Below are 21,051 nucleotides of genomic sequence, written 5' to 3' on the forward strand. Positions count from 1 at the left end.
CTCGATCATGACCATCCATGAATCTATCGCCGCCGATGGCGAAGACGCCGTCCAGGGTCAGAACGTCTATGTCTATGAAGCTCCAGTGCGCATCTGGCACTGGGTCAACGCCTTTTCGATCCTGACGCTCGCCCTCACCGGATATTTCATCGGTTCGCCGCTGCCGTCCGTGCCCGGCGAGGCGAGTGCCAACTTCCTTATGGGCTACATCCGCTTCATGCACTTCGCGGCGGGGCAGGTCCTCGCCGTGTTCCTGATCCTCCGCCTCTACTGGGCCTTTGTCGGCAATGTCCACGCGCGGCAGATCTTCTATGTGCCGTTCTGGAGCGGCCGCTTCTGGAAGGAATGGCTGCACGAGGTGCGGTGGTACACATTCCTGGCGCGCCAGCCGAAGAAATATGTCGGCCATAATCCGTTGGCGCAGCTCGCCATGCTCCCGATGTTCACCTTGCCCCTCTTCTTCATGGTGATCACCGGCTTTGCGCTTTATAGCGAGGGCGCGGGCCGCGACAGCTTAGAATATGCACTGTTTGGCTGGGTGTTCTCGATCTGGCCGAACAGCCAGGACATCCACACCTTCCATCATCTCGGCATGTGGGTGATCCTCGTCTTCGTGATGGTCCACATCTATGTGGCGGTGCGCGAGGACATTATGTGCCGGCAGAGCATCATCTCTTCGATGATCTCGGGCGAGCGGCTGTTCAAGGACCGGGAGGACTAGATGGCGGCTCCCTATCCTCTGATATCCGCGCCGACACCTCGCATTCTCGTGCTCGGCATCGGCAACATCCTCTGGGCCGACGAGGGCTTTGGCGTCCGGGCGGTGGAGCATTTCCACAAAACCTATGAAGTCCCTGATAACGTCACCATCCTCGACGGCGGCACGCAGGGGCTCTACCTCGTCCAGTTCGTCAACGAGCACGATCGGCTGATCGTCTTCGACGCCATCGACTATGGACTTGAGCCGGGCACGATGAAGGTAGTGGAAGACAACGAAGTGCCGAAGTTCACGGGCGCCAAGAAAATGAGCCTGCACCAGACCGGCTTCCAGGAGGTGCTGAGCGCTGCAGATTTCATGGGCCACTATCCCGAGCGGCTGGCGTTGATCGGCTGTCAGCCGCTCCATCTTGAGGACTGGGGCGGACCGCTTACAGAGCCCGTCAAGGCCGTCTTACCTGCCGCGGTCAAGACGGCGGTCCGGATATTGCGTGACTGGGGCGTTCCGGTGACCGCACGGCCCGAGGACGCGGTAGTGCCGCCGCTCCTCGAAAACGATATCGACTTCGACAATTACGAACGCCGTACCGAAGCGGCCGCCCTGAATTTCTGAGGAGAACATCCATGACATACCACAGGATCGGGGCGACACTCGCCGCCTTGGGGGTATCCGGCGTCGCCCATGCCGATGTCCGCCTGCATACGATGGAGCTGGTCTTGGCCACCCGTTCAGCGGCCTCGACCACATCCTGGCGATGGTCGCGGTCGGCTTCTGGGCGTCGACGGTGGGCGGCAAGGCTCGCCGGATAGTTCCCTCCGCCTTCGTGTGGTTGATGGCTGTCGGCGGCGTGATGGGGAGCACCGGGGTCCCGCTTCCCATGGTGGAGACGTCGACCGCACTAGCGGTGGCTGTGCTTGGCCTACTTGTGGCCTTTGAGGTGAAGGTTCCGGCGCATGTGGCGGCGGCCGTGGTTGGCGTCTCGGCGCTGTTCCATGGCCACGCCCAGGGAATCGAGCTTCCGGCAATGGCGTACGCTGGGGGTTATGTGGCCGGCTTCCTTGCCGCGACAACCGCCCTACACGCCGTGGGCATCGGTCTGGCCTCGCTCAGGTTCGGTAAAGCCGGGCATGCCGCGATGCGCATGGCCCGGTCGGGCGGCTCTGCTTGCCGGCTGAACCATATCCCAGGGCGCCTGCTCCCGATCTTCTTTGTCGAGAATTGAGGAAAGCATCATGTGCATAGGCATTCCCATGCGGGTCGTTGCCGGCAACGAGTTCGCAGCCCAGTGCGAGCGCCACGGTAAGACAACCACGATCTCTCTGATGCTGGTCGGCCCGCAGCCGCCGGGCACTCATATCCTCACCCATCTCGGCTCAGCCATCCGCGTGCTCGAAGCTGAAGAAGCGCGCGCGATCGACGATGCGCTTGCGAGTCTGGCCGAAGCGGTCGAAGGACGAGAATAATGGGTTTCGAATGGCTGCCAAGCCCCAACACTGGAAAGAGCGCAACGGGCGTTATTCGGCCCGTCTCGTCATCCCGCCTAATCTTCGGCCCTATCTCGACAACAAGACGGAACTGGAAATCCAGCTAGGCGGCGACCGGCGCACGGCCCTCCGCAACACGCCGCCGCCGTCGCTTCAATCCAGCGTCAAATCGGCATCGCTCGGCAGAAGCATGAGGCCGCGACCGGCAAGCAGGCAAGTGCGCCCGCCTACCCTCTCACGGTCCAGCAGATCGCTCTTCGCGATCATCAGAGCCAAATCGACTTTGATGCGCAGCTACGCGCGACCGACCACCGATATGCACAGTTCGAAATCGACTTTGACCACGCCCGGCGCTTCCGTGATGGCTTCGCCGGGAAGCTGACCGATGGCGAACTGGAGGAACTAGTCGGCGCTCGCCTTGAGCGCGCCCGGCTGGCCGGAATACCGATGCGGTCAAGGGCACAACCGCACCGTGAAGGCGATGCTTCAGAACCTTCGCACGGTCCTGAATTGGGGAAGGCAGAACGATCCGGCGAACTTCTTCCCGGCTGGCGACCCGCTCAACGGCATCAAGGCCCCTGACTACACGACCTACCCTCTTACCTTCGCGCCTTCACGATGGACGAGGCTAAGCTTGTGCTTAAAGCCGCCCGGAAAGAGGATAAGGCAATGTTCCGGTGGATACCCTGGCTATGTGCCTATTCGGGCATGCGCGTCAGCGAAGCCGGAAGCCTTCGCAAGGAGACTTCTTTGAGGTAAGTGGCCGGTGGTTCTGGAAAGTGACGACCGCTGGCAACCGTGCCTTGAAGAAGGCCAGGAGTGAACGCCGTATCCCTGTCCATAAAGCACTTGCCGACGAAGGCTTGCTGGACTTCATCAGGGGCGCAAAGGCTGGCCGTCTGTTCACGGGCGAGACGAAGGACGAAGTTTCGGTCCAGCCGCGTATCAGCACATGGGTTCGCGGGCTGATACCTTTCGACAAACGCCCGGAGCTTTCCCCTAATCACGGCTGGCGTCACCTGTTCGAAGATCTCTGCCGTCGCGACGGCGTGCCGGAGGACGCCCGCCACTACATGACGGGGCGCACTGACGGCGGCTCCCAGGAGCTTTACGGTCGCAGCGAAGTTATGCTTCCTGGCCTTGCCGCAGCAATGGATCGAATTAAAGCCATCCCAATTGATCAACAATGACGCAGCGAAACGGCTTTCTTGCGCAAGGGATGCTTGAGCAACGTGGAACTGGTCGACGCAATAGCCTACCCCGATTTAAAGCTAGATCACCTTCGCGATAAGCACGAACCCCACAATGTGCAGATCGCTATGAGTTGAATGAGATGCCTACTTACTATGTGATTTCTGGGATTCTTCCGCCAAGGCCGCTTTCGGCTAGCCCTCCATACTAGCATCTCAACGGTATCGTGATAGAATTTGCGGCGTAGTGTTATTACATAACATTTCGCCTGCGAAATGATTTTGGCTATGACAGAATCCGCCTCAAGTTGGTCGCTAAAATAACAGGAATTCGACCATCCTGCATTGGCGGTATCTCGGCTTCGCCAGCCGCACGCAACCCCTCAGCAGCTGCTGAAAGTGCGCCGTCTTTCACGGTGAGATTCCAATGTTGGAGACGCGAATGCGCATCACCATCATTATCGAACATCGCATGCTTCTGGCGCTTTTCGTCGCCGCAAGCGCGTTGTTCTTCTGACTTTCGATGTCGTGCCCGCCGGTGAAGATCGGCGGGCATTGTATTGGTATCTGTTGACGGCGTTCGCAGGCTGACTTTTAACAGTTGAGGACAACCAAAAGGTGGCATCATGGCTTTCTTAATCGTCTATCTGATTTTGGCCGTCGTTTTCGCTGTGATTGGCTCAGAAATGGCAAAGTCGAGAAATCGCGATGCGGCAGCGTGGGCGCTCGTATGTGCGCTGCTTCCCTTGTTAGGGATTATTGCACTAGCAGTCGCCGGGCGTGCCAATGCGCCGACGCCGTATTCCCCGACCATACGGAATGAGCAACCCCTCCACATGTCCCCGGTGAAGGTCGAGGTAGAATCGAAGAATTACGACGAAGGGAAGTGGCTGGCGCTTCTTGACGTTGATGATGACATAGCGGCCGCGGCGAAGGACATCGAAAGCTATGGCGCGGGCTACATTGATGAGTTCGCGCAAAAATACCTTGCCCTAGGTGACAAGAGCTACCTTGAATCTCTGAAGGCAAAAATCATTGCAAGAGCGGTGAAAGATCAAGAGAGAAAAATCGAGCAACAGAAGCAGGATGAGCTAGACAGTACCAACGAGGCCAACAAAATTTACTTCGAATATCTGGAAAAACTAAAACAGAATGGCGGAATAGACCCCGATTATCACTCCAAAGTAGTGAGCGTCGAAAAGTATTCAGGCACGGCCAAAGCCTTCAGGAACGGCGTGGAAGTGCAATTCGAAGACGGCACTTTTGCCCTCAAGGGTGGTTTCTTAATGAGGCGCTTCAACAGCAAGGCCGAGTTGGACGAATGGAGATAGCCCGCACGATTCAGACTGTGGATAACCCCTGTCCGCGTCACAAAACTAAGACCATCAAAACGTCACAAAACTTCTTATTAGTCGTAACTAATTATCTTTTAAAAACAATTTGCCGCATTGCGATGAGCGATTTGAGTTTTCGAGTCTCTCATCGCCCACCATTCTATCCATTTGAAATCTTTGGAAGCCCTTGCGCCATAAGGCTTTTAGCCCATATTGGCGTCGCAAAATGGTTTCAAATGGCTGGCAATCTCCGGCACTGGAAAGAACGCAACGGGCGCTACTCTGTTCGTATCGTCATTCCGAAGCACCTTCGCCCCTATCTCGCCCGGTCTTCACCGGCGGGCTTTTCGTTGCTCGTATCTCGTCTATTTTGGACCGCATATCATGAATCATAGGGCACACCATGGCATTTGATGAAGACCAGAGGGCAGAGGCGATAGCGGCGCAATGGGGTGTTGATGTTAGTCTGTTAGAAGAGACGGACTGGGAAGTTGAGATAATCGACGGCAACGATGGTGAAATCTACGGCTATCTTGTTCGCTTCGATGATGAAACAGACCCGGACATTTTAACCGAGCTAGGGCTTCGACCCGGCGAATTCACACGGCAGCTTAGCATCAATGCCTTCGACGAGGCGGACTATGATCGGGATGACTTTGAGTCTCGGCATTATACACGGCGCGGTCGAGACAACGGCTATGTTGAGGATCGCTATGTAGAAGACGGCTATGTTGGCCACGACGAGCCGCCAGTTGTCCCGTCGTCTGACTCGTTCGCCGCGTTTGCTGGCGAGTCTTTTGCCGAGCAGGCTTTCGCCGTGCGTAGAGCTTCATCCGCTTTCGTCACGGCGGACAGTGGCGATATCACTGCCGATAATGGAGTGGAACCGGAAGTGGTCACTTTTCGAGGGGAGCCGGTCACACATCAGGGCGAACCGGTGACATATACGCCAAGGAAAGCTGACGACGGCATTTACTCCATGGAAGAGCCCTTGCCGGATATCTCTGAAGTCACTGACGACAGTGAGGAGTTTCCGGACTTGCCTCCCGGCCAAACCTATCTAATGGATGGAAATCACCGCATTCTCGCGGTCGAACGCGGTCGCGGCTTAATGGTAGACGCGCCGGAACCCTCTGGCGCCGTCGGTGCTGCCCCGCTGAATGAACACGTCGTAAATGGCTCGGCCTATGCCGGGGCATCCTTCGCCGGATCATCTTTCGCAAGGGGGCCTGAATCTCCAAATCAGGCTGGAGATATTGGAGCCCTTCGCCGAGAAATGCTTGGCCGCCTTGACGAGCTGGAGGTGGTCATTCTGAGAAACGCAAGCGTCGCGCCGAACAGAGGGCATAATCATCCGCCGGAACTGCTTGAGATCGAGCGCTCTGTTACCCAGGAGCAATTTCAAGAAGTCATGGCGGCAATTAAAGAATTGAGGCGCGAAAGCGAAAGCCCGACGCCTGACACCGCCAATGTCGCCGCCCAGGTCTCGACTTTTCGGCGAATCGCCCGGTGGCTCGGCTTGGGTGCGCTTGGCGTCGCTGCCATAATAGTTGAAGGCGTGATCCAACAGGAAACGGGCGGAGCCTACACAGCACACAAGCAGCAGATTGTTGACTCGCTTATTGGCGCGGCCAACGCTGTGATGGCGTGGGTTCAGCATTTGCCATCAGCATTTTGAGTCTCGCAATTACACAGATCATCCGCTCGCGACTTCGCCTGTGGATAACCCCGCCCCGCCTCACAAATTTTCGCCCGTCACAACGTCACAAAATGTCATTTCGGACTTACCTGCCGATCTTTTAAAAACAATGCTTTAATTCCCATTACGATGAGAGATTTGAGTTTTCGAATGTCTGTTCGCAGATATGATCTCCCGCGAGCCGGAACTGCCGTCGCATCTGCGCGGCTGAAAAGAATAGGACCACGTTGGAAATTGACCTTCCGTCCAGTCTTCATCGGGACGGGTCTGAGGCGAATATTCCCTTACAGATCACCGGAAACCAACTTTCCTCAGTCTGGCACGCCGTTTGCAGATCATCATTCGGAACGTTTCGCATGGTGATTTGTGGAGGTAAAATGACATCTGCTCTGGTCCGCGCATTAAGCGAGCGGTCGCGCCTGCCTCTCGTCGATGAGACGAACATCGACGCTTTCCTCGCTTCGACGGCGAGCGAGAATGCTTTGCTGTTCTTTACAGGCGACCCGGCAAAGCAGCCTGAGGCCATTGACGTCGCCGTGATTCTTCCTGAACTCCTGCTGTTCTTCTGCGGTCGTCTGCGCGGTGCGGTAGTCCGCCATACGGCCGAGGATAAGCTCAAGGCCCGCTTCAACGTTATTGTGATGCCAAGCCTGGTTGTCACGCGCCGGGATAAGCCCGTGGGCGTCCTCGGCAAAATACGCGACTGGTCGGAATATGTCGAAAAGGTCGGCGCCTGGTTGGCGCCCGATGCGCCCGTCATGATGCCCCCGAGCGGGCCAAAGATCGAGATCACGCGTGACGGTACTGTGATCGTCCGATGAAGGCCGATTTCTGGGTCGGCACCGAGCGCGAAGACGCGGCGATGGCTGTCATGCCGATCGGCTGCCAGCCGCCGCTCCGTGCGCGCAAGCTCAATTTTCTTGCCACCAGCAGCGCCGAGGAGATGATCCGCCGATGTCGGCGGACAGCGATGCTCCTGCCGGAGCTCGCCGAGGCGCTCGCTCTCCAGAGGGCCGACCAAAAGGGCCGTCTGTTCGACATCACGGATTATCCGGATGATGAAAAGGAACTGATCACCCACGCCCTCGGCGAGGGGGAAGTCGCGGGCGTCGCAGCGCTTTCGAACGGCATCACCGCACGGATGCAGGAAACGGTTATGGCCGGCGTCTGGCGCATCCGCTTCACCGACGGCGACGGCCGGCTCGTCGCCGACTATGTCGAGGTGGCAAGCATTCCCGCCGTCGTCAGGCAAGTGTGTTCGGCGCTGCCATCAACGATCAGCCATGGACCGGCGCCTGCTGGCGCGATGAACGTCATGCCCGTGCTGACCGAGATCAGAGACAGGATCGGCCGCTACCGGGATGGCGAGCCGGCACATGTCATCGCTTTCTCCCTCTTTCCGATGAGCCCGGAAGACATGACGTTTTTGCAGGAGACGCTGGGCGCGGGGCCTGTGCAGCTCACCTCGCGCGGCTACGGCACCTGCCGCGCAGTGGCGACCGGCGCACGCAATGTCTGGTCGGTTCAGTTCTACAACGCCATGGACACGATCATTCTCGACACGCTCGAGATCTGCGACATCCCCTCCGTCGCGATCGCGGCCGAGGAGGACTTCCGGGACTCCGAGGCGCGGATGCGTGAAATCGAGGAGGCTTATTTCAGATGAGCGCCTTCGAGAATTTGGACAAACGCGAGGTCGTGTCGGACGACGACCCAATGGAAAGCGGCATCTGCTGGCACGTCTACGATCCGGCTGAAGGCGACCCCGTCGGGCAGATCGAGCCCGGTACATCCTTTGCCGATCTTCCGCAGGATTGGCGCTGCCCTAATTGCGATGCGCTCCAAACGCAGTTCATCAGGCTACGTCATGAACGCTAACCCGGCCGATTCTGACCTTGCCTTGGCAATCGGGCAGCGGCTCGAGGCTCGCTACCGCCACATTCACGCTGCAATGGCCGACCTGTCGATCTGCAACTCCGTGCTCAGCGTCGCCGCTACCGGCTTTCGCGCCTTTGGCGGCCGCGAATTCGGGATTGTTACGACGCCCTGGTCCATGAACCTTGTGGCGCTCGATTTTCCGGACGCGCCGCAGGCCGCGCCCGCCGCGGTGGGCACGACAGCGCGGATCAACTTGCCTGCGGGCGAAGTGGATTTCATCGCCGGCGAGCTCGACACCATTGGCCGTGTCGATTCCTGCTCGCTGCTTTCCCCGGTCTTCGAATTCGCCACCATGGAGGCGGCGCCGGAAACCGCCGAGGGGGCCATTCGGGCCTTCTTCGATCCGTCCGCCCTCGAACCGCCCCCGGCCCCCGCGGCTCCCCTCAATCGGCGCGACCTGTTGTACGGCAAATTCCGCAAGCACGAGGAGGCGATGACGGAATGACCTATCTCCTCAGTGCAGGCACGATCCGGATCGACGTGACGGTGTCGCGTGGACTCGCCTGTTCGGTCGCCGTGAAGGCGAACCGGCCGCAGGGGCTCGCCCGCATGTTCGTTGGCCGCCGGGCGGAGGAGGCGCCCGCACTGGCGGGACAGGTCTTTTCGCTTTGCGGTTTCGCGCAATCGCTTGCATGCAGGATTGCTGTCCTCAATGCGACGGACACGCCGATGGGCGACGAGGAGCGTGTGGCCGCCGGCGCCGGCCTGCTGGCCGAGCGAATCTTCGAGACCCTCCGCCCTCTGATCTTGCACTGGCCGACGCCGCTCCCGGAGAAAATGGCGCTCGGTGTGGGCCGGCAGTTGCGTGAAGCGCTCGCCGCCTCGCACGTGATTGTATCGCAGGGGCGGAGCGGACAAATCGCCAAAGACAGCCTGGCGGCCGATGCGGCGCGGCTTACCGCTGCCGCCCATGCCTTGGGGACTCCCCGCGATGGCGATGAACCGGTGGTAGGTTCGGTCCTCGCTGCGATGCTGCAGGAACTCGGCGATGCTGCTGACTTCGCGCAGCGGACCCCAGAACCCCTGACTGCGGATGACGACGCCGAGGTCATCGCCCGTCTCCCAGATGAACCGGATTTCGCCCGCATGCCGCACCTTCCAGGCCGCGTCGTCGAAACGGGCGCCTATGCCCGCCGCAGTGGCGCCATTTTTTCCCGCAAGCCGCATCTGGCGCGGCGCCTACTTGCACGCATCGGCGATATCCAGGATTGCCTGGCGCAGCTCGCGCGCCTCGCGACAAGCGGCGATCAAGACTGGTCATCGCTTGCCGCCGGCGGACCGACGCCGGGCGCGGGCGGCTACGGCGCGGTGGAATGCGCGCGCGGGCGGCTCTATCACCACGCCGAGGTCGGCAGCGACGGCCGGCTCGGCGCCTATCGCATCCTCGCGCCGACCGAGTGGAATTTTCACCCGGTGGGCCCTTTCGTCGAGAGGCTGCTGTTGTCGCGGATCGGGACAGGTGAGAGCGCAGCGCGATCCGTCTCCCTGCTTGCCTTGCTTTTCGACCCCTGCGTCCCCTTCGACATCGGCATTCGTGAGGCCGCCCATGCATGAGCTGTCATTGATGGAGAGCGTGATCGCCATTGTCTGCGAGACGGCCCGGCAGCATGGCGCAACTCGCGTCAAGTCGGTCCGCCTCGACGTCGGCGTGCTGAGCCACGCCGACCCCGACGCGCTGCTGTTCTGCTACCAAGCGGTGCGTCATGGCACGATTGCGCAAGCCGCCACGCTCGAAATCAATCGGGTTCCCGGGAAAGGCTGGTGCCTGGATTGCGCGAAGACGGTGGCGCTCGCCGAACGCTTCGGTGGCTGTCCGGATTGCGGCAGGCATCGGGTTCAGATGACGGCGGGCGACGAATTGAAGATCAGGGACATGGAGGTGATCTGATGTGTTCGGCATGCGGCTGCGGGACGTCGACCATCGAGGGCCATAAGCACCAGAGCGCGGACCACGCCCATGCGCATGGCCACAATCATCAAATCAACGATGATGGGCAAGGACAAGAGCACCAACATGATCATGACCACGATCACCACCTCCTTGGCGATCACGACCATCACCACACCGAGAACGGCAGCGTCCACTATGGCCGCGGTATCGCCGGCGTCCATGTCCCGGGCATGAGCCAGGAGCGGATCATCCAGGTCGAGCGCCGCATTCTCTCCAAGAACGACGCGCATGCCGCCGAGAACCGGCGCCATTTCGAGCGCAATGGCATCTTCGCGCTTAACTTCGTCTCCAGCCCCGGCTCGGGCAAGACAAGCCTGCTCGTGCGCACCATCTACGACCTCAAGGACCGCCTGGCCATCAGTGTCATCGAGGGTGACCAGCAGACCTCAAACGACGCCGCCCGCATTCGCGCGACCGGCGCCCGCGCGATTCAGATCAATACCGGGAAGGGCTGCCACCTCGATGCCCATATGGTTGGGCATGCGGCGGAGGATCTCGCGCCCGAGGCGGGTTCCGCGCTTTTCATTGAGAACGTCGGCAACCTCGTCTGTCCCGCCGCCTTCGATCTCGGCGAGGCGCACAAGGTGGTGGTCCTGTCCATCACCGAAGGCGAGGACAAGCCGCTGAAATACCCTGATATGTTCGCTGCCGCCGACCTGATGATCCTCAACAAGGCCGACCTGCTGCCGTATCTCGATTTCAATGTCGGGCTCTGCATCGCCAATGCGCTGCGGGTCAATCCAAGGCTGCAGACGCTGACCGTGTCTGCCCGCACGGGTGAGGGTATGGAGGCCTTCTATGCCTGGCTTGAAGCCTCGGCAGCCAGTCGCGCCGCACGGTCCAAGGAGGCCTGAGCCATGGCCCGAGCGCTTGCCCGATCGACCGTAAGCCCCATCCGGCGACTGAGGCTCCGGGTGCGCGGCGCCGTGCAGGGCGTCGGCTTCCGGCCATTTGCCTACAGGTTGGCGCGGAACATGGGATTTTCAGGCTTCGTATTGAACGACAGCGCCGGCGTGCTGATCGAGATCGAGGGTCCGGACGCGGATCGCTTCCCCGACGTGGTCCGGAACGAGGCCCCGCCCCTCGCCCGCATCGACTCGATCGACGTGCTTGAACTCGCTCCCTCCGCCCGCGAAGGCTTCGAGATTCTCGAAAGCCTGAGTGGCCGGAGCGCGACCCGGATCGGCGCCGACGCCGCGACTTGCGCCGAGTGCCGGCGCGAACTGACAGACCCATCAAGCCGGTTCTTCGGCTACCCCTTCGTCAATTGCACCCATTGCGGCCCGCGCTTCACGATCACCCGCGCGTTGCCCTATGACCGGCGGCAGACATCGATGGCTTCGTTTCCGATGTGCGCGGCCTGCGCCGCTGACTACACCGACCCCGAAAACCGGCGCTTCCATGCCGAGCCCGTCGCGTGCCCGGATTGCGGGCCGGGGCTTAGCCACCCGATAACTGAGGTCGCTGCGAAGATTGCGGAAGGCGGCATCGTCGCGCTCAAGGGGATCGGCGGTTTCCATCTGCTTTGCGACGCTCGAAATGATGCGGCGATCGATCTCCTCCGGCTGCGCAAGACGCGTGACCACAAGCCGTTCGCAGTCATGGTGCGCGACATCGACGCGGCGCGAGAGCTTGCGAGGCTGTCCGAGGCGGAAGAGGTGTTGCTGGGATCGGCCGCCAGCCCGATCGTCCTGGTGGAGCCCCGCGCTTGCGAACTCTCCAATCTGATCGCGCCGGGACTCGCACGGATAGGGGTCATGGTGGCCTATGCCCCGCTGCACAACCTGCTGTTCGATGCGCTGGCGGAGCGCCGGCACCATCCTCCCGCGCTGGTCGCGACCAGCGCCAATCCCGGCGGAGAGCCGCTCGTCGCAGACAATGCGGATGCAGAACGCCGCCTCGCCGCGATTGCCGATCTGATCGTTACGCATGACCGCGACGTCGCCATCCGGGCGGACGACTCCGTCATGCAGGTGATCTGTGGCGCGCCGTCTTTCATCCGCCGCGCGCGCGGTTTTGTGCCTGAGCCGATCGATCTGGGCATTGACGGCCCGTCAGTGATCGCGACCGGCGCCGATCTCAAGAATACGATCTGCGTCACGCGCGGCCGCGAGGCGTTTCTGTCCCAGCATGTCGGCGGCCTCGACAACGCGCAGGCGATCCGCTTTCAACGAGAGGCGCTCAGTCACCTCTGTTCGATCCTCGATGTGAAGCCGGAATTCGCAGCATGCGACCTGCATCCGGACTTCCACTCGGTGCGCATCGCGCAGGGCCTGAATTTGCCTGTCGTGCCGGTCCAGCATCATCTCGCCCATGTGGCGGCGGTGGCAGCGGAGCATCAGCTTTCCGGGCTGGTTCTCGGTCTTGCGCTCGACGGGCACGGCTTTGGCACCGACGGCACCAGCTGGGGCGGCGAGATGCTGGCTCTCGACGGTCATCACTGGAACCGCACGGGTTCGCTCACGTCGCTGCCGCTGCAGGGCGGCGACCGTGCCGCGCGCGAGCCATGGCGCATGGGCGTCGCGGCTCTGCAGGCGGCTGGATATATCGATCTCGCACCACGGCTCTGGCCGGGCCATAGCGGCGTTGCGCAGCTCACGGCGATGTTCGAGCGTGGCATGCAGCCGCCCTGGACTTCGAGTCTCGGGCGGCTTTTCGATGCCGCGGCGGCGATAGCCGGCGTCCGCCTCGTCCAGAGTTACGAGGGACAGGCGGCGATGGAGTTCGAGGCGCAGGTTCGCAATCCTGTTGAATTGGAGGGTGGCTTCGCGATCCGCGACGGCAGGCTCGATTTTCGCCCGCTGATCCTGCATCTCGCGCAACGCAATCTTGGTGCTCCCGCCGCAGCCGACCTTTTCCACGGCACCTTGATCGCAGGCCTCGCGGACTGGGCGAAAGATGGAGCCCGCAGTCTCGGCGCGAGGCGGATCGCGCTTGGCGGTGGCTGCATGGTGAACCGTGTCCTTGCGACGGGGCTGATCCAAGCGCTCCGTGAGCGCGGTCTCGATCCCTATCTGCCGCGACTCGCGCCGGCCAATGACGGCGGCATCGCGCTCGGCCAGGCGGCTTATGCGCGCCAGGTCATCATGAACGAATACGTATCAATGGAGGAGGACCGGACGTGTGCCTAGCGATTCCGGTCCAGGTCAAGGAGGTTCTGCCCGACGACATGGCGAAGGTCACGCTCGGCGGCGTCTCGAAGATCATCTCGACCGCGCTCGTCGACGATGTGAAAGTCGGCGGCTATGTCGTTCTCCATGTCGGTTACGCGCTGGCGAAAATCGATCCGGAAGAGGCGGAAAGAACACTCGCGCTGATCCGGGAAGCTGCCATCGGAGATGCGGCATGAAGTATATCGACGAATACCGCGACGGAAGACTCGCCATGGATATCGCGCGGCAGATCGTTGCGACCGCCGACCTGGTGCGCTCCTATCACTTTATGGAGTTTTGCGGCGGCCACACGCATGCCATCTCCCGCTATGGCCTCGAGGACCTGTTGCCGCCGAATGTGCGGATGATTCATGGACCGGGCTGTCCCGTCTGCGTGCTGCCGATCGGCAGGATCGACGCGGCGATCGCGCTCGCCATGCGGCCGGAGGTCACGCTCTGCACTTATGGCGACCTGATGAGAGTGCCGGGCTCCGACGGATCGAACCTGCTCAAGGCGAAAGCGGCCGGCGCCGATATCCGCATGGTCTATTCAACGCTCGATGCGCTACGGATCGCGGAAGCTGAACCCAATCGCGACGTGGTGTTCTTCGCCATAGGCTTCGAAACCACAACGCCGCCGACTGCACTTGCGCTCAAGGCGGCGATCGCCAAGGGACTCGGCAATTTCTCGATCTTCTGCAACCACGTGCTGACGCCGGCGGCGATCCAGAACATTCTCGAGAGCCCCGACGTCCGCAAGCTCGGCACCATCAAGATCGACGGCTTCATCGGTCCTGCCCATGTGTCGACCGTGATCGGCACCGAGCCTTACGAGTTCTTTGCCGAGGAGTTTCAGAAGCCGGTCGTGGTGGCTGGCTTCGAGCCGCTGGACGTCATCCAGGCGATCCTGATGCTCGTCCGGCAGGTCAATGACGGCAGACATGAGGTCGAGAACCAATATATCCGCGCCGTCACCGTGTTCGGCAACGAGAAGGCCCAGGCCGAGGTGGCCAACTTCTTCGAGCTTCGCGAGAGCTTCGAATGGCGAGGCCTCGGAGAGGTGCCCTATGGCGCACTCAGGCTCAGGCCGCAATATGCGACCTACGATGCCGAGAAACGGTTCTCCATGGTAACGCCGGCGGCCAAGGACAATCCCGCTTGCGAATGCGGCGCCATCCTGCGCGGTGCCAGGAATCCGGCCGACTGCAAGCTCTTTGGTACGGTCTGCACCCCGGACACACCGATGGGATCCTGTATGGTGTCGTCGGAGGGCGCCTGCGCCGCCCACTGGACCTATGGCCGCCTCCGCGAGAAGGCAAGACAGGCGGACGCGGGGAGAGCCGTCGCATGAACAAGATGGGAGTGAAGGCTTACACGTGGAAGCTCGACATCGCCAACGGCCGGGTCGATCTCTCGCACGGCGCAGGCGGACGCGCCATGGGGCAACTGATCGAGGACATTTTCCACAAGGCCCTCGACAATGATTGGCTGCGGGCCGGCAACGACCAGTCAACCTTTGCGGTGCCTTCCGGGCGCATGGTTATGACCACGGATGGGTACGTCGTTTCGCCGCTGTTCTTCCCGGGTGGCAATATCGGCACGCTCGCGGTGCATGGCACGATCAACGACATCGCCATGGCGGGTGCGGTGCCGCTTTATCTTTCGGCGTGTTTCATCATCGAGGAAGGCTTTCCGCTTGCCGATCTTGAATGCATCGCCCAAAGCATGGGTGACGCCTCGCGCGAGACCGGTGTGCCGATCATCACCGGTGACACCAAGGTAGTGGAGCGCGGCAAGGCCGACGGCGTCTTCATCTCAACTGCCGGCGTTGGAAGGGTGCCGGACGGACTCGACCTGCGGGCGGACGCGGCCCAACCGGGTGATGCGGTGATCATATCCGGCTCAATCGGCGATCACGGCGTTGCTGTCATGTCGAAGCGCGAGAACCTCGAATTTGATACCGCGATCATCTCCGACAGCGCGGCACTGCATGGACTGGTGGCGGCGATGGTGGCGGCCGGCGGCAAGCACATCCGCCTGATGCGCGACCCGACGCGCGGCGGCATAGCCGCGACACTCAACGAGATCGCCAACCAATCAAAGATCGGCTTCCATATCGATGAGGAAGCGATCCCGCTGAAGCCGGAGGTTGCCGCAGCCTGCGAGTTCCTCGGCCTCGATCCACTCAACGTCGCCAACGAAGGCAAGCTGGTCGCCGTGGTTGCGCCGGATGGCGCCGACGTCGTGCTCGCGGCGATGCAGGCCCACCCGCTGGGAGCCGAGGCGATGCTCATCGGCCATGCTGTCGCGGACGAAAATTGCTTCGTGCAGATGGCGACGTCGTTCGGTGGCGGCCGCATCGTCGACTGGTTGTCGGGCGAGCAACTACCCCGGATCTGCTGAGCGAGGCCGATGCGCATTCTGCTTCTCTGCCACAGCTTCAATTCGCTCTCCCAGCGCCTGCATGTCGACCTGAGGCAGGCGGGACACGACGTGTCCGTCGAACTCGACATCCATGACGACGTTACCCGCGAAGCGGTTGCGCTGTTCGGCCCCGACCTCATGATCGCACCCTTTCTCAAGCGGCCGATCCCTGCCGACGTCTGGCGCCAGACGCTCTGCCTGATCGTCCATCCCGGCATCCGTGGCGACCGTGGACCGAACTCGCTTGACTGGGCGATCCTCGATGGCGAAACGACCTGGGGCGTGACGCTGATTGAAGCGCGGGAGGAACTGGATGCCGGTCCGGTCTGGGCCTGGGCAGAGTTCCCGATGCGGGCTACCCGGAAATCGAGCATCTATCGGCACGAGGTGACCGAGGCTGCAACTGCTTGCGTGTTCAAGGCGATTGAGCGGATCGAGCGCAGGCAGGGGCCGGTCATGCCAGCGAACTGGGGCAGAGGCCGCGAGCGCCCTGCCTGCCGAAAGTCGAATCGGGCTCTAGATCCCGCGCTGCAGTCGCCGGAAGAAGCGCTCCGCATTATTCATGCATCGGACGGCGATCCCGGAGCATCACTGACAATCAGCGGGCAACCCTTCCTCGTGTTCGATGCAGAACTGGCGGCGGGAGTGTCGGGACCCCCCGGCGCACTAGTCGCGCGATCGCGGCAGGAGGTGGCCGTTGCATTCCGAGAAGGTGCCCTTTGGATCGGCCAACTCCGTCGGCCGGAACCTCGCAGCCTGAAGCTGCCGGCGCTTTACCTTCTTGGCGCGGATGCGGCGGCGCTAACCGCCATCAACGGTCCCGAACCTTGCCGTTATCAAGAGGAGGGCAGTGTCGGCTTTCTCCACTTCCGCTTCCACAACGGCGCGATGTCGTCCGAGGATTGCGATCTCCTCCGGGAGGCTATTGTGGCTGCTAAGGCGCGCGCGCTCCCCATTCTCGTGCTGCGCGGCGACGGGGATTGCTGGTCAAACGGCATCCATCTCGGCATCATCGAAAGCACCGACAGCGCAGCCGATGAATCCTGGCGCAACATCAATGCCATGAACGAACTCGTGCGTGAGATCATTGAAACCGACGACCGACTGGTGATCGCGGGGGTGCTCGGCAATGCGGGGGCCGGTGGCGTCTTCCTGTCACTCGCTGCCGATGAGGTCTGGATGCGGGAGGGCGCCATCCTCAACCCGCACTACAAGGACATGGGCAATCTCTACGGCTCGGAATACTGGACGTACCTCCTGCCGGCCCGCGTCGGCGAAGATCGCGGCCGCCGCGTCACGCGGGCAAGGCTGCCGATGGGGATCGACGAAGCGTTCGAACTCGGGCTCGCAACTCGGCGACTACGGGGGAATGTCGACGTCGCCGACCAGGAACTGCGCCGCGCCGCCGCCGAACTCGCAGCGTCCTCCGAGCTTGCCGGGCGTGTTGCAGAAAAGCGAGCCCGGCGCGCCCGCGACGAAGCTGCAAAGCCGCTTGCCGCCTATCGGGAAGAGGAATTGCGCCGATTGCGGCGCAATTTCTACGGCTTCGATCCGAGCTATCACGTGGCGCGCTACAATTTCACCCGGAAGACGCCCAAGTCCCGCACCCCGGTCAGCATCGCTGTCCATCGCGCCGGCGGCAACGAGGCGGAGCGCAGGAGACCATGCGATGACTGATTCGCATGCCACCGTTCTCGTTGTTGACGACCAGGTGCGACATGCCGGCTTGGCAGCGATCCTGAAGGGCATTCGCCGGACCGTCGGCACAGCGGCCCGCCAGAAGGCGCCAGCCACCGTGGACGTTATCCACGCCCTGATCGCCCGTATCGACCAGAGACGCTCCAGGGCAAGCGTGACAGGTCTCTGCTGCTACTCGGCTTCGCTGGCGCCTTCCGCCGCTCCGAACTCATCGCGATCACCGTCGAGGACCTCCAACAAGAGCGTGGACGTGTTTCTCCCCAAGTCAAACCGGATCAGGAGGCGAAAAGTCAGTCGGTGGCCGTGCTGAATGGAAAGGCACTCAGGTCCGCTGACAGGCTCAGGGACTGGCTCGAGGCGGCGGGTATAACATCGGGGCCGATCTTCCGCCGGATCAATCGTGGCGACCATCTGACGACCGATGCTCTCACGTCGCAATCAGTCGCCTTGGTCGTAAAGCGATATGCGAATGCGGCCGGCCTCGATGTCGAGCGGCTATCCAGTCATTCCCTCCTAGCTGGTTTTGTACCTCGGCCGCCGAGAACAGGGCGAGCATCTCGCGGATCATGGAGGTAACGCGCCATCGGGACCCACAAACCGTTGAGACATACGTCCGCCGTACCGATCGGCTCAAGGACCATGCCGGAGACGGGTTCCTTCGACATCATCCTGGCGCAGGATTCAGGACCATAACATCACCCGTGAAGATCGTTAACCGGGTTGCTGGTAAGCTTTTGAAGGAATATGCAGGGCTGACATGCGTGACAGGGATGTAAGAGAAAGCGTTTGGCGATGGTTGGAAGAAGCCCATGCGGGCGAATCCGACACGTTGATGCTCGACGAGCTGGGGCTCCTCAATGGAGCGACCCGCGTTGATATCGCTGTCATAAACGGCCAGATAGAGGGGTTCGAACTCAAGAGCGAGCGTGACACACTTGAGCGGCTGCCTCAGCAGCGGGACCTCTATAACAAGGTCCTGGATCGCATCAGTCTGGTTGTTGCGGAGAACCACCGCAAGGCAGCTGAGGAGATGATACCAGAGTGGTGGGGACTCGCTATCGCGAGCAAGTGCGGCGGGGGCGTGGTCGTGACGCGTGAGCGGCTACCAGAAATCAATCGTGGGCTTGACGCGCCGACACTGGCTTCTCTCCTGTGGCGTGATGAAGCGCTTGCCACCCTCGAGCGTTACGGCGCCGCGGCCGGTGTGAGGAGTAAGCCACGGGAAGCGCTCTATGGTCGCCTTTCCGTGGCACTCGATATCGATACACTTCGAGCTGAAGTGCGCTCAGCCCTTAAAGCTAGGGCAGGATGGCGAGTTGACCGACGATCTCGGCAATGTGGTGGTTTACCCCAATCGTAACCCACGTCTCAAGATTTCCTGCACGGTCTTCGCGACGGTGTATACGCGCTATACGCTCATCCCCATACGAAAACGCCTCACCTCGATACTCTGGCCGCCGAACGAGGGAATCGGCATGCGTCTGAAATTGCATAAAACCCGGGCCGCCGCGATTCCGCGTCCCTTCGCCTCGCAGCAACAACCAGTTGCCCTCGTAGGTATACCTAACCGATGCGCTCGGGTTCATGGTCCGGGGGTCAAGACCCTCTTCAACGGGGATCGGATGGATTGTCGTGTAATCACCGTACAAAACAGGTATCTCGGTGGCCGCACGGACGGCTTGCCAGACTTCCCACTCGATACGCTGCACGAGGTGGCTACCCACTGCATATTGCGAGAGGTTCTCCGGAAACGATCCACTTGCCAGCGTCACCGAGTCCCACTGCTCTAGATAGGGCACGGCATTAAGGGCACCCTGCGCCGTGATTGTCGATCGGCCGGGGGTGGCGATGTAGCTCAGGTCCACGACCAGATCGCAATCGCCAGGCGCAGCGCCGCATGCTTCTAACTGGCTATCGATAATTCCAGCTATCGCCGGATCAGCGAGGTCATCAGGGGTAAGGCGGATAGTCGGCGGAACGTCAAATCCTGCGACAGCCTCTATGAAGCGAGGGTCACTGGTGGCTCGGAGGACGGGGCGAGCATCTACTTCCCCGGCGAGTCCATCAAAGAAGCGGTGAATCGGCTGGCAACCACCCTCGCATTCAGCATCCGGATCTATTGCGTCGAAATCGACGGAAATTCGATGGCCCGCCCAGGCAGTACGTAGCCGTTCCGCATCCTGCGCGATCCGGGCATCGAAAGCTGCGTCCACGGTCGCGCCTGATGCCGGGTTATAACTGTGGCCAGTCAATGTAAGGAGGGGAAGAGTTTCGCGCTTCAGTTGAGGTGAGAGATTCGCGACAGCGCTCTGCTCACCACGTTTCCATCGCAATAATGGTCTGTATGTCATCGCATGCTCCGCTTGAGGACACAACTTCGTTGGTTGCATCAGCAGGAGATCAACTATCGGGGGAGTCGGCAATTCGTAGATTGCGACTTCCGCGTTCGACCCCGTTATCCACAGAAAGCCGTCTTGCCGGAAACGCTTAACCGGATTTTAGTTGACATGCCCTTTTTTCGTCAGATCCGAGCCTCTGAACTGTCGCTCAATCGGCACCGCCGACACCTGACCGAAGGCAGCGGGCGATGACGATGATGCGCGGCGTCCAGTCGCCAATTTTGCGACTTGGCGAACACCCTTACCGCGCCACGATCGTCAACACCCGTTTGATCGCATCCGCGAAGGTCACCCCAACACCGTCCCCCCGATGCCGATTACCGTCAGGGCGCCGATGCCCATCCTCTTCCAACGCTGTACATGGTCGGTCATCGGCTTCATTTCGGCAATGTCGCCCCGCATTGCCGTCGTCGAGCCTGCCAGCTCTCCGACCCGCTGCACCATCTCATCGAGTCGCCGATAAATCGACGCACGACTGACATCCGATTTGTTTTCCGACCTTAGAATGTTGCCACCGCAATGGCGGTCAGCAGGAGCGCCGGTATATGTCCTCGGCCTCTTCCCCGCTCATCGCCTTCACTTGATCGGCCGTAACCGCCTTCACGCCGCCAGCGTTGTGTGCGTCACTCCGTGTTTCGTCGGACCGCCGCGGTCAGACTTGCGATTCGAAATAGCCGCCCTCATCCCCGAACATGAGTTCGAGGGCAACTGGAAGGGTTCCCGAGCCATAGAGTTTTCCTTTTCTTAGGGAGAATTAGGTCAATATCCGAGATACGGCATGAAGCCGTTCGGAGGGCTGATGGGCTACGATTGGACCGGCAAGAGGACACGCCGGATGAAGATATTGAGGCTGGCGGCTATAGGCGTGCTGGCTTCCTCATTCGCCGCCTTCGTTTGGCAGGCGATGCCATAAGAAAAAGGCCCCTTCTCTCTCAACGAAAGAAGAGGCCCGGCGTCTGAGCGTTCGAATTCACAGACGCGGCCATCTTTGCGCGAATTGGCGCCCTGGCAAGATTCGATTGCCGGCTGAAGGGCAGTTATCCACCGCTCTGATCTCTCAATAG

The 21,051-nt window shown here is 61.1% G+C and carries 25 protein-coding genes; 22 read left to right on the forward strand and 3 right to left on the reverse strand.

Annotated elements, in window-relative coordinates; translation table 11 throughout:
• Positions 1-7 precede the first annotated feature (7 nt).
• From cybH to SINAR_RS1000000138005, 5 genes are all read left to right on the forward strand, one after another.
• A complete protein-coding gene (gene cybH, locus SINAR_RS0130590; protein ID WP_028002580.1) occupies positions 8-721 on the forward strand; it encodes a Ni/Fe-hydrogenase, b-type cytochrome subunit in 714 nt (237 codons plus the stop codon).
• Complete coding sequence (locus SINAR_RS0130595; protein WP_050577622.1) at positions 722-1,330, forward strand: HyaD/HybD family hydrogenase maturation endopeptidase; 609 nt, start codon at positions 722-724, stop codon at positions 1,328-1,330.
• 142 nt (positions 1,331-1,472) lie between these two features.
• Complete coding sequence (locus tag SINAR_RS01000000134275) at positions 1,473-1,940, forward strand: HupE/UreJ family protein (RefSeq protein WP_234710691.1); 468 nt, start codon at positions 1,473-1,475, stop codon at positions 1,938-1,940.
• 10 nt (positions 1,941-1,950) lie between these two features.
• Positions 1,951-2,181, forward strand: coding sequence for a HypC/HybG/HupF family hydrogenase formation chaperone (locus tag SINAR_RS01000000134280; protein ID WP_084617830.1), 231 nt, complete (start codon positions 1,951-1,953; stop codon positions 2,179-2,181).
• Between the two features lie 824 nt (positions 2,182-3,005).
• The gene (locus SINAR_RS1000000138005; RefSeq protein WP_234710692.1) at positions 3,006-3,392 is read left to right on the forward strand and encodes a site-specific integrase; all 387 of its coding nucleotides are present in this window, start codon (positions 3,006-3,008) and stop codon (positions 3,390-3,392) included.
• Positions 3,393-3,678: 286 nt separating this feature from the next.
• Here SINAR_RS1000000138005 and SINAR_RS1000000137000 read toward each other — a convergent pair whose 3' ends face one another.
• Positions 3,679-4,020 carry a hypothetical protein gene (locus SINAR_RS1000000137000; protein WP_158500210.1) on the reverse strand — a complete coding sequence of 114 codons (342 nt, stop codon included), beginning with the start codon at positions 4,018-4,020 and terminating at the stop codon, positions 3,679-3,681.
• On the opposite strand from SINAR_RS1000000137000, the gene SINAR_RS0130625 reads away from it, so the two are divergent.
• From SINAR_RS0130625 to SINAR_RS1000000136125, 16 genes are all read left to right on the forward strand, one after another.
• Positions 4,019-4,723 carry a PLD nuclease N-terminal domain-containing protein gene (locus SINAR_RS0130625; protein ID WP_028002584.1) on the forward strand — a complete coding sequence of 235 codons (705 nt, stop codon included), beginning with the start codon at positions 4,019-4,021 and terminating at the stop codon, positions 4,721-4,723. The genes SINAR_RS1000000137000 and SINAR_RS0130625 overlap by 2 nt on opposite strands.
• A gap of 406 nt (positions 4,724-5,129) precedes the next feature.
• Positions 5,130-6,404, forward strand: a complete 1,275-nt coding sequence (locus SINAR_RS0130630) for a hypothetical protein (RefSeq protein ID WP_028002585.1) — start codon at positions 5,130-5,132, stop codon at positions 6,402-6,404.
• A gap of 377 nt (positions 6,405-6,781) precedes the next feature.
• Positions 6,782-7,246 carry a thioredoxin domain-containing protein gene (locus tag SINAR_RS0130635; RefSeq protein WP_336884861.1) on the forward strand — a complete coding sequence of 155 codons (465 nt, stop codon included), beginning with the start codon at positions 6,782-6,784 and terminating at the stop codon, positions 7,244-7,246.
• Positions 7,243-8,091 carry a hydrogenase expression/formation protein gene (locus tag SINAR_RS0130640; protein WP_028002587.1) on the forward strand — a complete coding sequence of 283 codons (849 nt, stop codon included), beginning with the start codon at positions 7,243-7,245 and terminating at the stop codon, positions 8,089-8,091. The genes SINAR_RS0130635 and SINAR_RS0130640 overlap by 4 nt, the downstream gene beginning before the upstream one ends.
• Positions 8,088-8,303: a rubredoxin gene (locus tag SINAR_RS0130645; protein ID WP_028002588.1), complete on the forward strand. Its 216-nt coding sequence runs from the start codon at positions 8,088-8,090 to the stop codon at positions 8,301-8,303. The genes SINAR_RS0130640 and SINAR_RS0130645 overlap by 4 nt, the downstream gene beginning before the upstream one ends.
• Entirely contained in the window at positions 8,260-8,808 is a 549-nt protein-coding gene (gene hybE, locus SINAR_RS0130650) for a [NiFe]-hydrogenase assembly chaperone HybE (RefSeq protein ID WP_234710693.1), read from the forward strand. The genes SINAR_RS0130645 and hybE overlap by 44 nt, the downstream gene beginning before the upstream one ends.
• Positions 8,805-9,917: a hydrogenase assembly protein HupF gene (locus SINAR_RS0130655; RefSeq protein ID WP_028002590.1), complete on the forward strand. Its 1,113-nt coding sequence runs from the start codon at positions 8,805-8,807 to the stop codon at positions 9,915-9,917. The genes hybE and SINAR_RS0130655 overlap by 4 nt, the downstream gene beginning before the upstream one ends.
• Complete coding sequence (gene hypA / locus SINAR_RS0130660; RefSeq protein ID WP_028002591.1) at positions 9,910-10,251, forward strand: hydrogenase maturation nickel metallochaperone HypA; 342 nt, start codon at positions 9,910-9,912, stop codon at positions 10,249-10,251. The genes SINAR_RS0130655 and hypA overlap by 8 nt, the downstream gene beginning before the upstream one ends.
• Complete coding sequence (gene hypB / locus SINAR_RS0130665) at positions 10,251-11,168, forward strand: hydrogenase nickel incorporation protein HypB (protein WP_028002592.1); 918 nt, start codon at positions 10,251-10,253, stop codon at positions 11,166-11,168. Before hypA ends, hypB begins: the two co-directional genes overlap by 1 nt.
• Before the next feature lie 3 nt (positions 11,169-11,171).
• Positions 11,172-13,445 (forward strand): carbamoyltransferase HypF, encoded by a 2,274-nt coding sequence (hypF, locus tag SINAR_RS0130670; RefSeq protein ID WP_028002593.1) that lies wholly within the window; start codon positions 11,172-11,174, stop codon positions 13,443-13,445.
• Entirely contained in the window at positions 13,436-13,663 is a 228-nt protein-coding gene (locus tag SINAR_RS0130675; protein ID WP_028002594.1) for a HypC/HybG/HupF family hydrogenase formation chaperone, read from the forward strand. Before hypF ends, SINAR_RS0130675 begins: the two co-directional genes overlap by 10 nt.
• The gene (hypD, locus tag SINAR_RS0130680; protein ID WP_028002595.1) at positions 13,660-14,817 is read left to right on the forward strand and encodes a hydrogenase formation protein HypD; all 1,158 of its coding nucleotides are present in this window, start codon (positions 13,660-13,662) and stop codon (positions 14,815-14,817) included. Before SINAR_RS0130675 ends, hypD begins: the two co-directional genes overlap by 4 nt.
• Positions 14,814-15,869, forward strand: coding sequence for a hydrogenase expression/formation protein HypE (gene hypE / locus SINAR_RS0130685; protein WP_033058249.1), 1,056 nt, complete (start codon positions 14,814-14,816; stop codon positions 15,867-15,869). The genes hypD and hypE overlap by 4 nt, the downstream gene beginning before the upstream one ends.
• A 9-nt stretch (positions 15,870-15,878) precedes the next feature.
• Positions 15,879-17,567 carry an enoyl-CoA hydratase-related protein gene (locus tag SINAR_RS0130690; RefSeq protein ID WP_028002597.1) on the forward strand — a complete coding sequence of 563 codons (1,689 nt, stop codon included), beginning with the start codon at positions 15,879-15,881 and terminating at the stop codon, positions 17,565-17,567.
• A gap of 189 nt (positions 17,568-17,756) precedes the next feature.
• Positions 17,757-18,164 carry a site-specific integrase gene (locus SINAR_RS1000000136120; RefSeq protein WP_234710729.1) on the forward strand — a complete coding sequence of 136 codons (408 nt, stop codon included), beginning with the start codon at positions 17,757-17,759 and terminating at the stop codon, positions 18,162-18,164.
• Between the two features lie 181 nt (positions 18,165-18,345).
• Positions 18,346-18,948 (forward strand): sce7726 family protein, encoded by a 603-nt coding sequence (locus SINAR_RS1000000136125; protein ID WP_084617831.1) that lies wholly within the window; start codon positions 18,346-18,348, stop codon positions 18,946-18,948.
• Here SINAR_RS1000000136125 and SINAR_RS0130705 read toward each other — a convergent pair.
• Both SINAR_RS0130705 and SINAR_RS01000000134285 read right to left on the reverse strand, forming a co-directional pair.
• Entirely contained in the window at positions 18,887-19,939 is a 1,053-nt protein-coding gene (locus SINAR_RS0130705) for a beta family protein (protein WP_028002600.1), read from the reverse strand. The two genes, SINAR_RS1000000136125 and SINAR_RS0130705, sit on opposite strands and share 62 nt — an antisense overlap.
• 336 nt (positions 19,940-20,275) lie before the next feature.
• Positions 20,276-20,494 (reverse strand): DUF1515 family protein, encoded by a 219-nt coding sequence (locus SINAR_RS01000000134285; RefSeq protein ID WP_328243441.1) that lies wholly within the window; start codon positions 20,492-20,494, stop codon positions 20,276-20,278.
• Between the two features lie 271 nt (positions 20,495-20,765).
• On the opposite strand from SINAR_RS01000000134285, the gene SINAR_RS1000000138225 reads away from it, so the two are divergent.
• Complete coding sequence (locus tag SINAR_RS1000000138225) at positions 20,766-20,900, forward strand: hypothetical protein (protein ID WP_268828480.1); 135 nt, start codon at positions 20,766-20,768, stop codon at positions 20,898-20,900.
• The last annotated feature ends 151 nt before the right edge of the window (positions 20,901-21,051 follow it).

The organism is Sinorhizobium arboris LMG 14919 (assembly GCF_000427465.1).
Lineage (GTDB): Bacteria > Pseudomonadota > Alphaproteobacteria > Rhizobiales > Rhizobiaceae > Sinorhizobium > Sinorhizobium arboris.

Coding starts and splice junctions, on each gene's coding strand:
- cybH (WP_028002580.1), top strand. CDS start 8: ATGACCATCCATGAATCTATCGCCGCCGATGGCGAAGACGCCGTCCAG.
- SINAR_RS0130595 (WP_050577622.1), top strand. CDS start 722: ATGGCGGCTCCCTATCCTCTGATATCCGCGCCGACACCTCGCATTCTC.
- SINAR_RS01000000134275 (WP_234710691.1), top strand. CDS start 1,473: ATGGTCGCGGTCGGCTTCTGGGCGTCGACGGTGGGCGGCAAGGCTCGC.
- SINAR_RS01000000134280 (WP_084617830.1), top strand. CDS start 1,951: ATGTGCATAGGCATTCCCATGCGGGTCGTTGCCGGCAACGAGTTCGCA.
- SINAR_RS0130625 (WP_028002584.1), top strand. CDS start 4,019: ATGGCTTTCTTAATCGTCTATCTGATTTTGGCCGTCGTTTTCGCTGTG.
- SINAR_RS1000000137000 (WP_158500210.1), bottom strand. CDS start 4,020: ATGATGCCACCTTTTGGTTGTCCTCAACTGTTAAAAGTCAGCCTGCGA.
- SINAR_RS0130630 (WP_028002585.1), top strand. CDS start 5,130: ATGGCATTTGATGAAGACCAGAGGGCAGAGGCGATAGCGGCGCAATGG.
- SINAR_RS0130635 (WP_336884861.1), top strand. CDS start 6,782: ATGGTGATTTGTGGAGGTAAAATGACATCTGCTCTGGTCCGCGCATTA.
- SINAR_RS0130640 (WP_028002587.1), top strand. CDS start 7,243: ATGAAGGCCGATTTCTGGGTCGGCACCGAGCGCGAAGACGCGGCGATG.
- SINAR_RS0130645 (WP_028002588.1), top strand. CDS start 8,088: ATGAGCGCCTTCGAGAATTTGGACAAACGCGAGGTCGTGTCGGACGAC.
- hybE (WP_234710693.1), top strand. CDS start 8,260: ATGCGCTCCAAACGCAGTTCATCAGGCTACGTCATGAACGCTAACCCG.
- SINAR_RS0130655 (WP_028002590.1), top strand. CDS start 8,805: ATGACCTATCTCCTCAGTGCAGGCACGATCCGGATCGACGTGACGGTG.
- hypA (WP_028002591.1), top strand. CDS start 9,910: ATGCATGAGCTGTCATTGATGGAGAGCGTGATCGCCATTGTCTGCGAG.
- hypB (WP_028002592.1), top strand. CDS start 10,251: ATGTGTTCGGCATGCGGCTGCGGGACGTCGACCATCGAGGGCCATAAG.
- hypF (WP_028002593.1), top strand. CDS start 11,172: ATGGCCCGAGCGCTTGCCCGATCGACCGTAAGCCCCATCCGGCGACTG.
- hypD (WP_028002595.1), top strand. CDS start 13,660: ATGAAGTATATCGACGAATACCGCGACGGAAGACTCGCCATGGATATC.
- hypE (WP_033058249.1), top strand. CDS start 14,814: ATGAACAAGATGGGAGTGAAGGCTTACACGTGGAAGCTCGACATCGCC.
- SINAR_RS0130690 (WP_028002597.1), top strand. CDS start 15,879: ATGCGCATTCTGCTTCTCTGCCACAGCTTCAATTCGCTCTCCCAGCGC.
- SINAR_RS1000000136125 (WP_084617831.1), top strand. CDS start 18,346: ATGCGTGACAGGGATGTAAGAGAAAGCGTTTGGCGATGGTTGGAAGAA.
- SINAR_RS0130705 (WP_028002600.1), bottom strand. CDS start 19,939: ATGACATACAGACCATTATTGCGATGGAAACGTGGTGAGCAGAGCGCT.
- SINAR_RS1000000138225 (WP_268828480.1), top strand. CDS start 20,766: ATGAAGCCGTTCGGAGGGCTGATGGGCTACGATTGGACCGGCAAGAGG.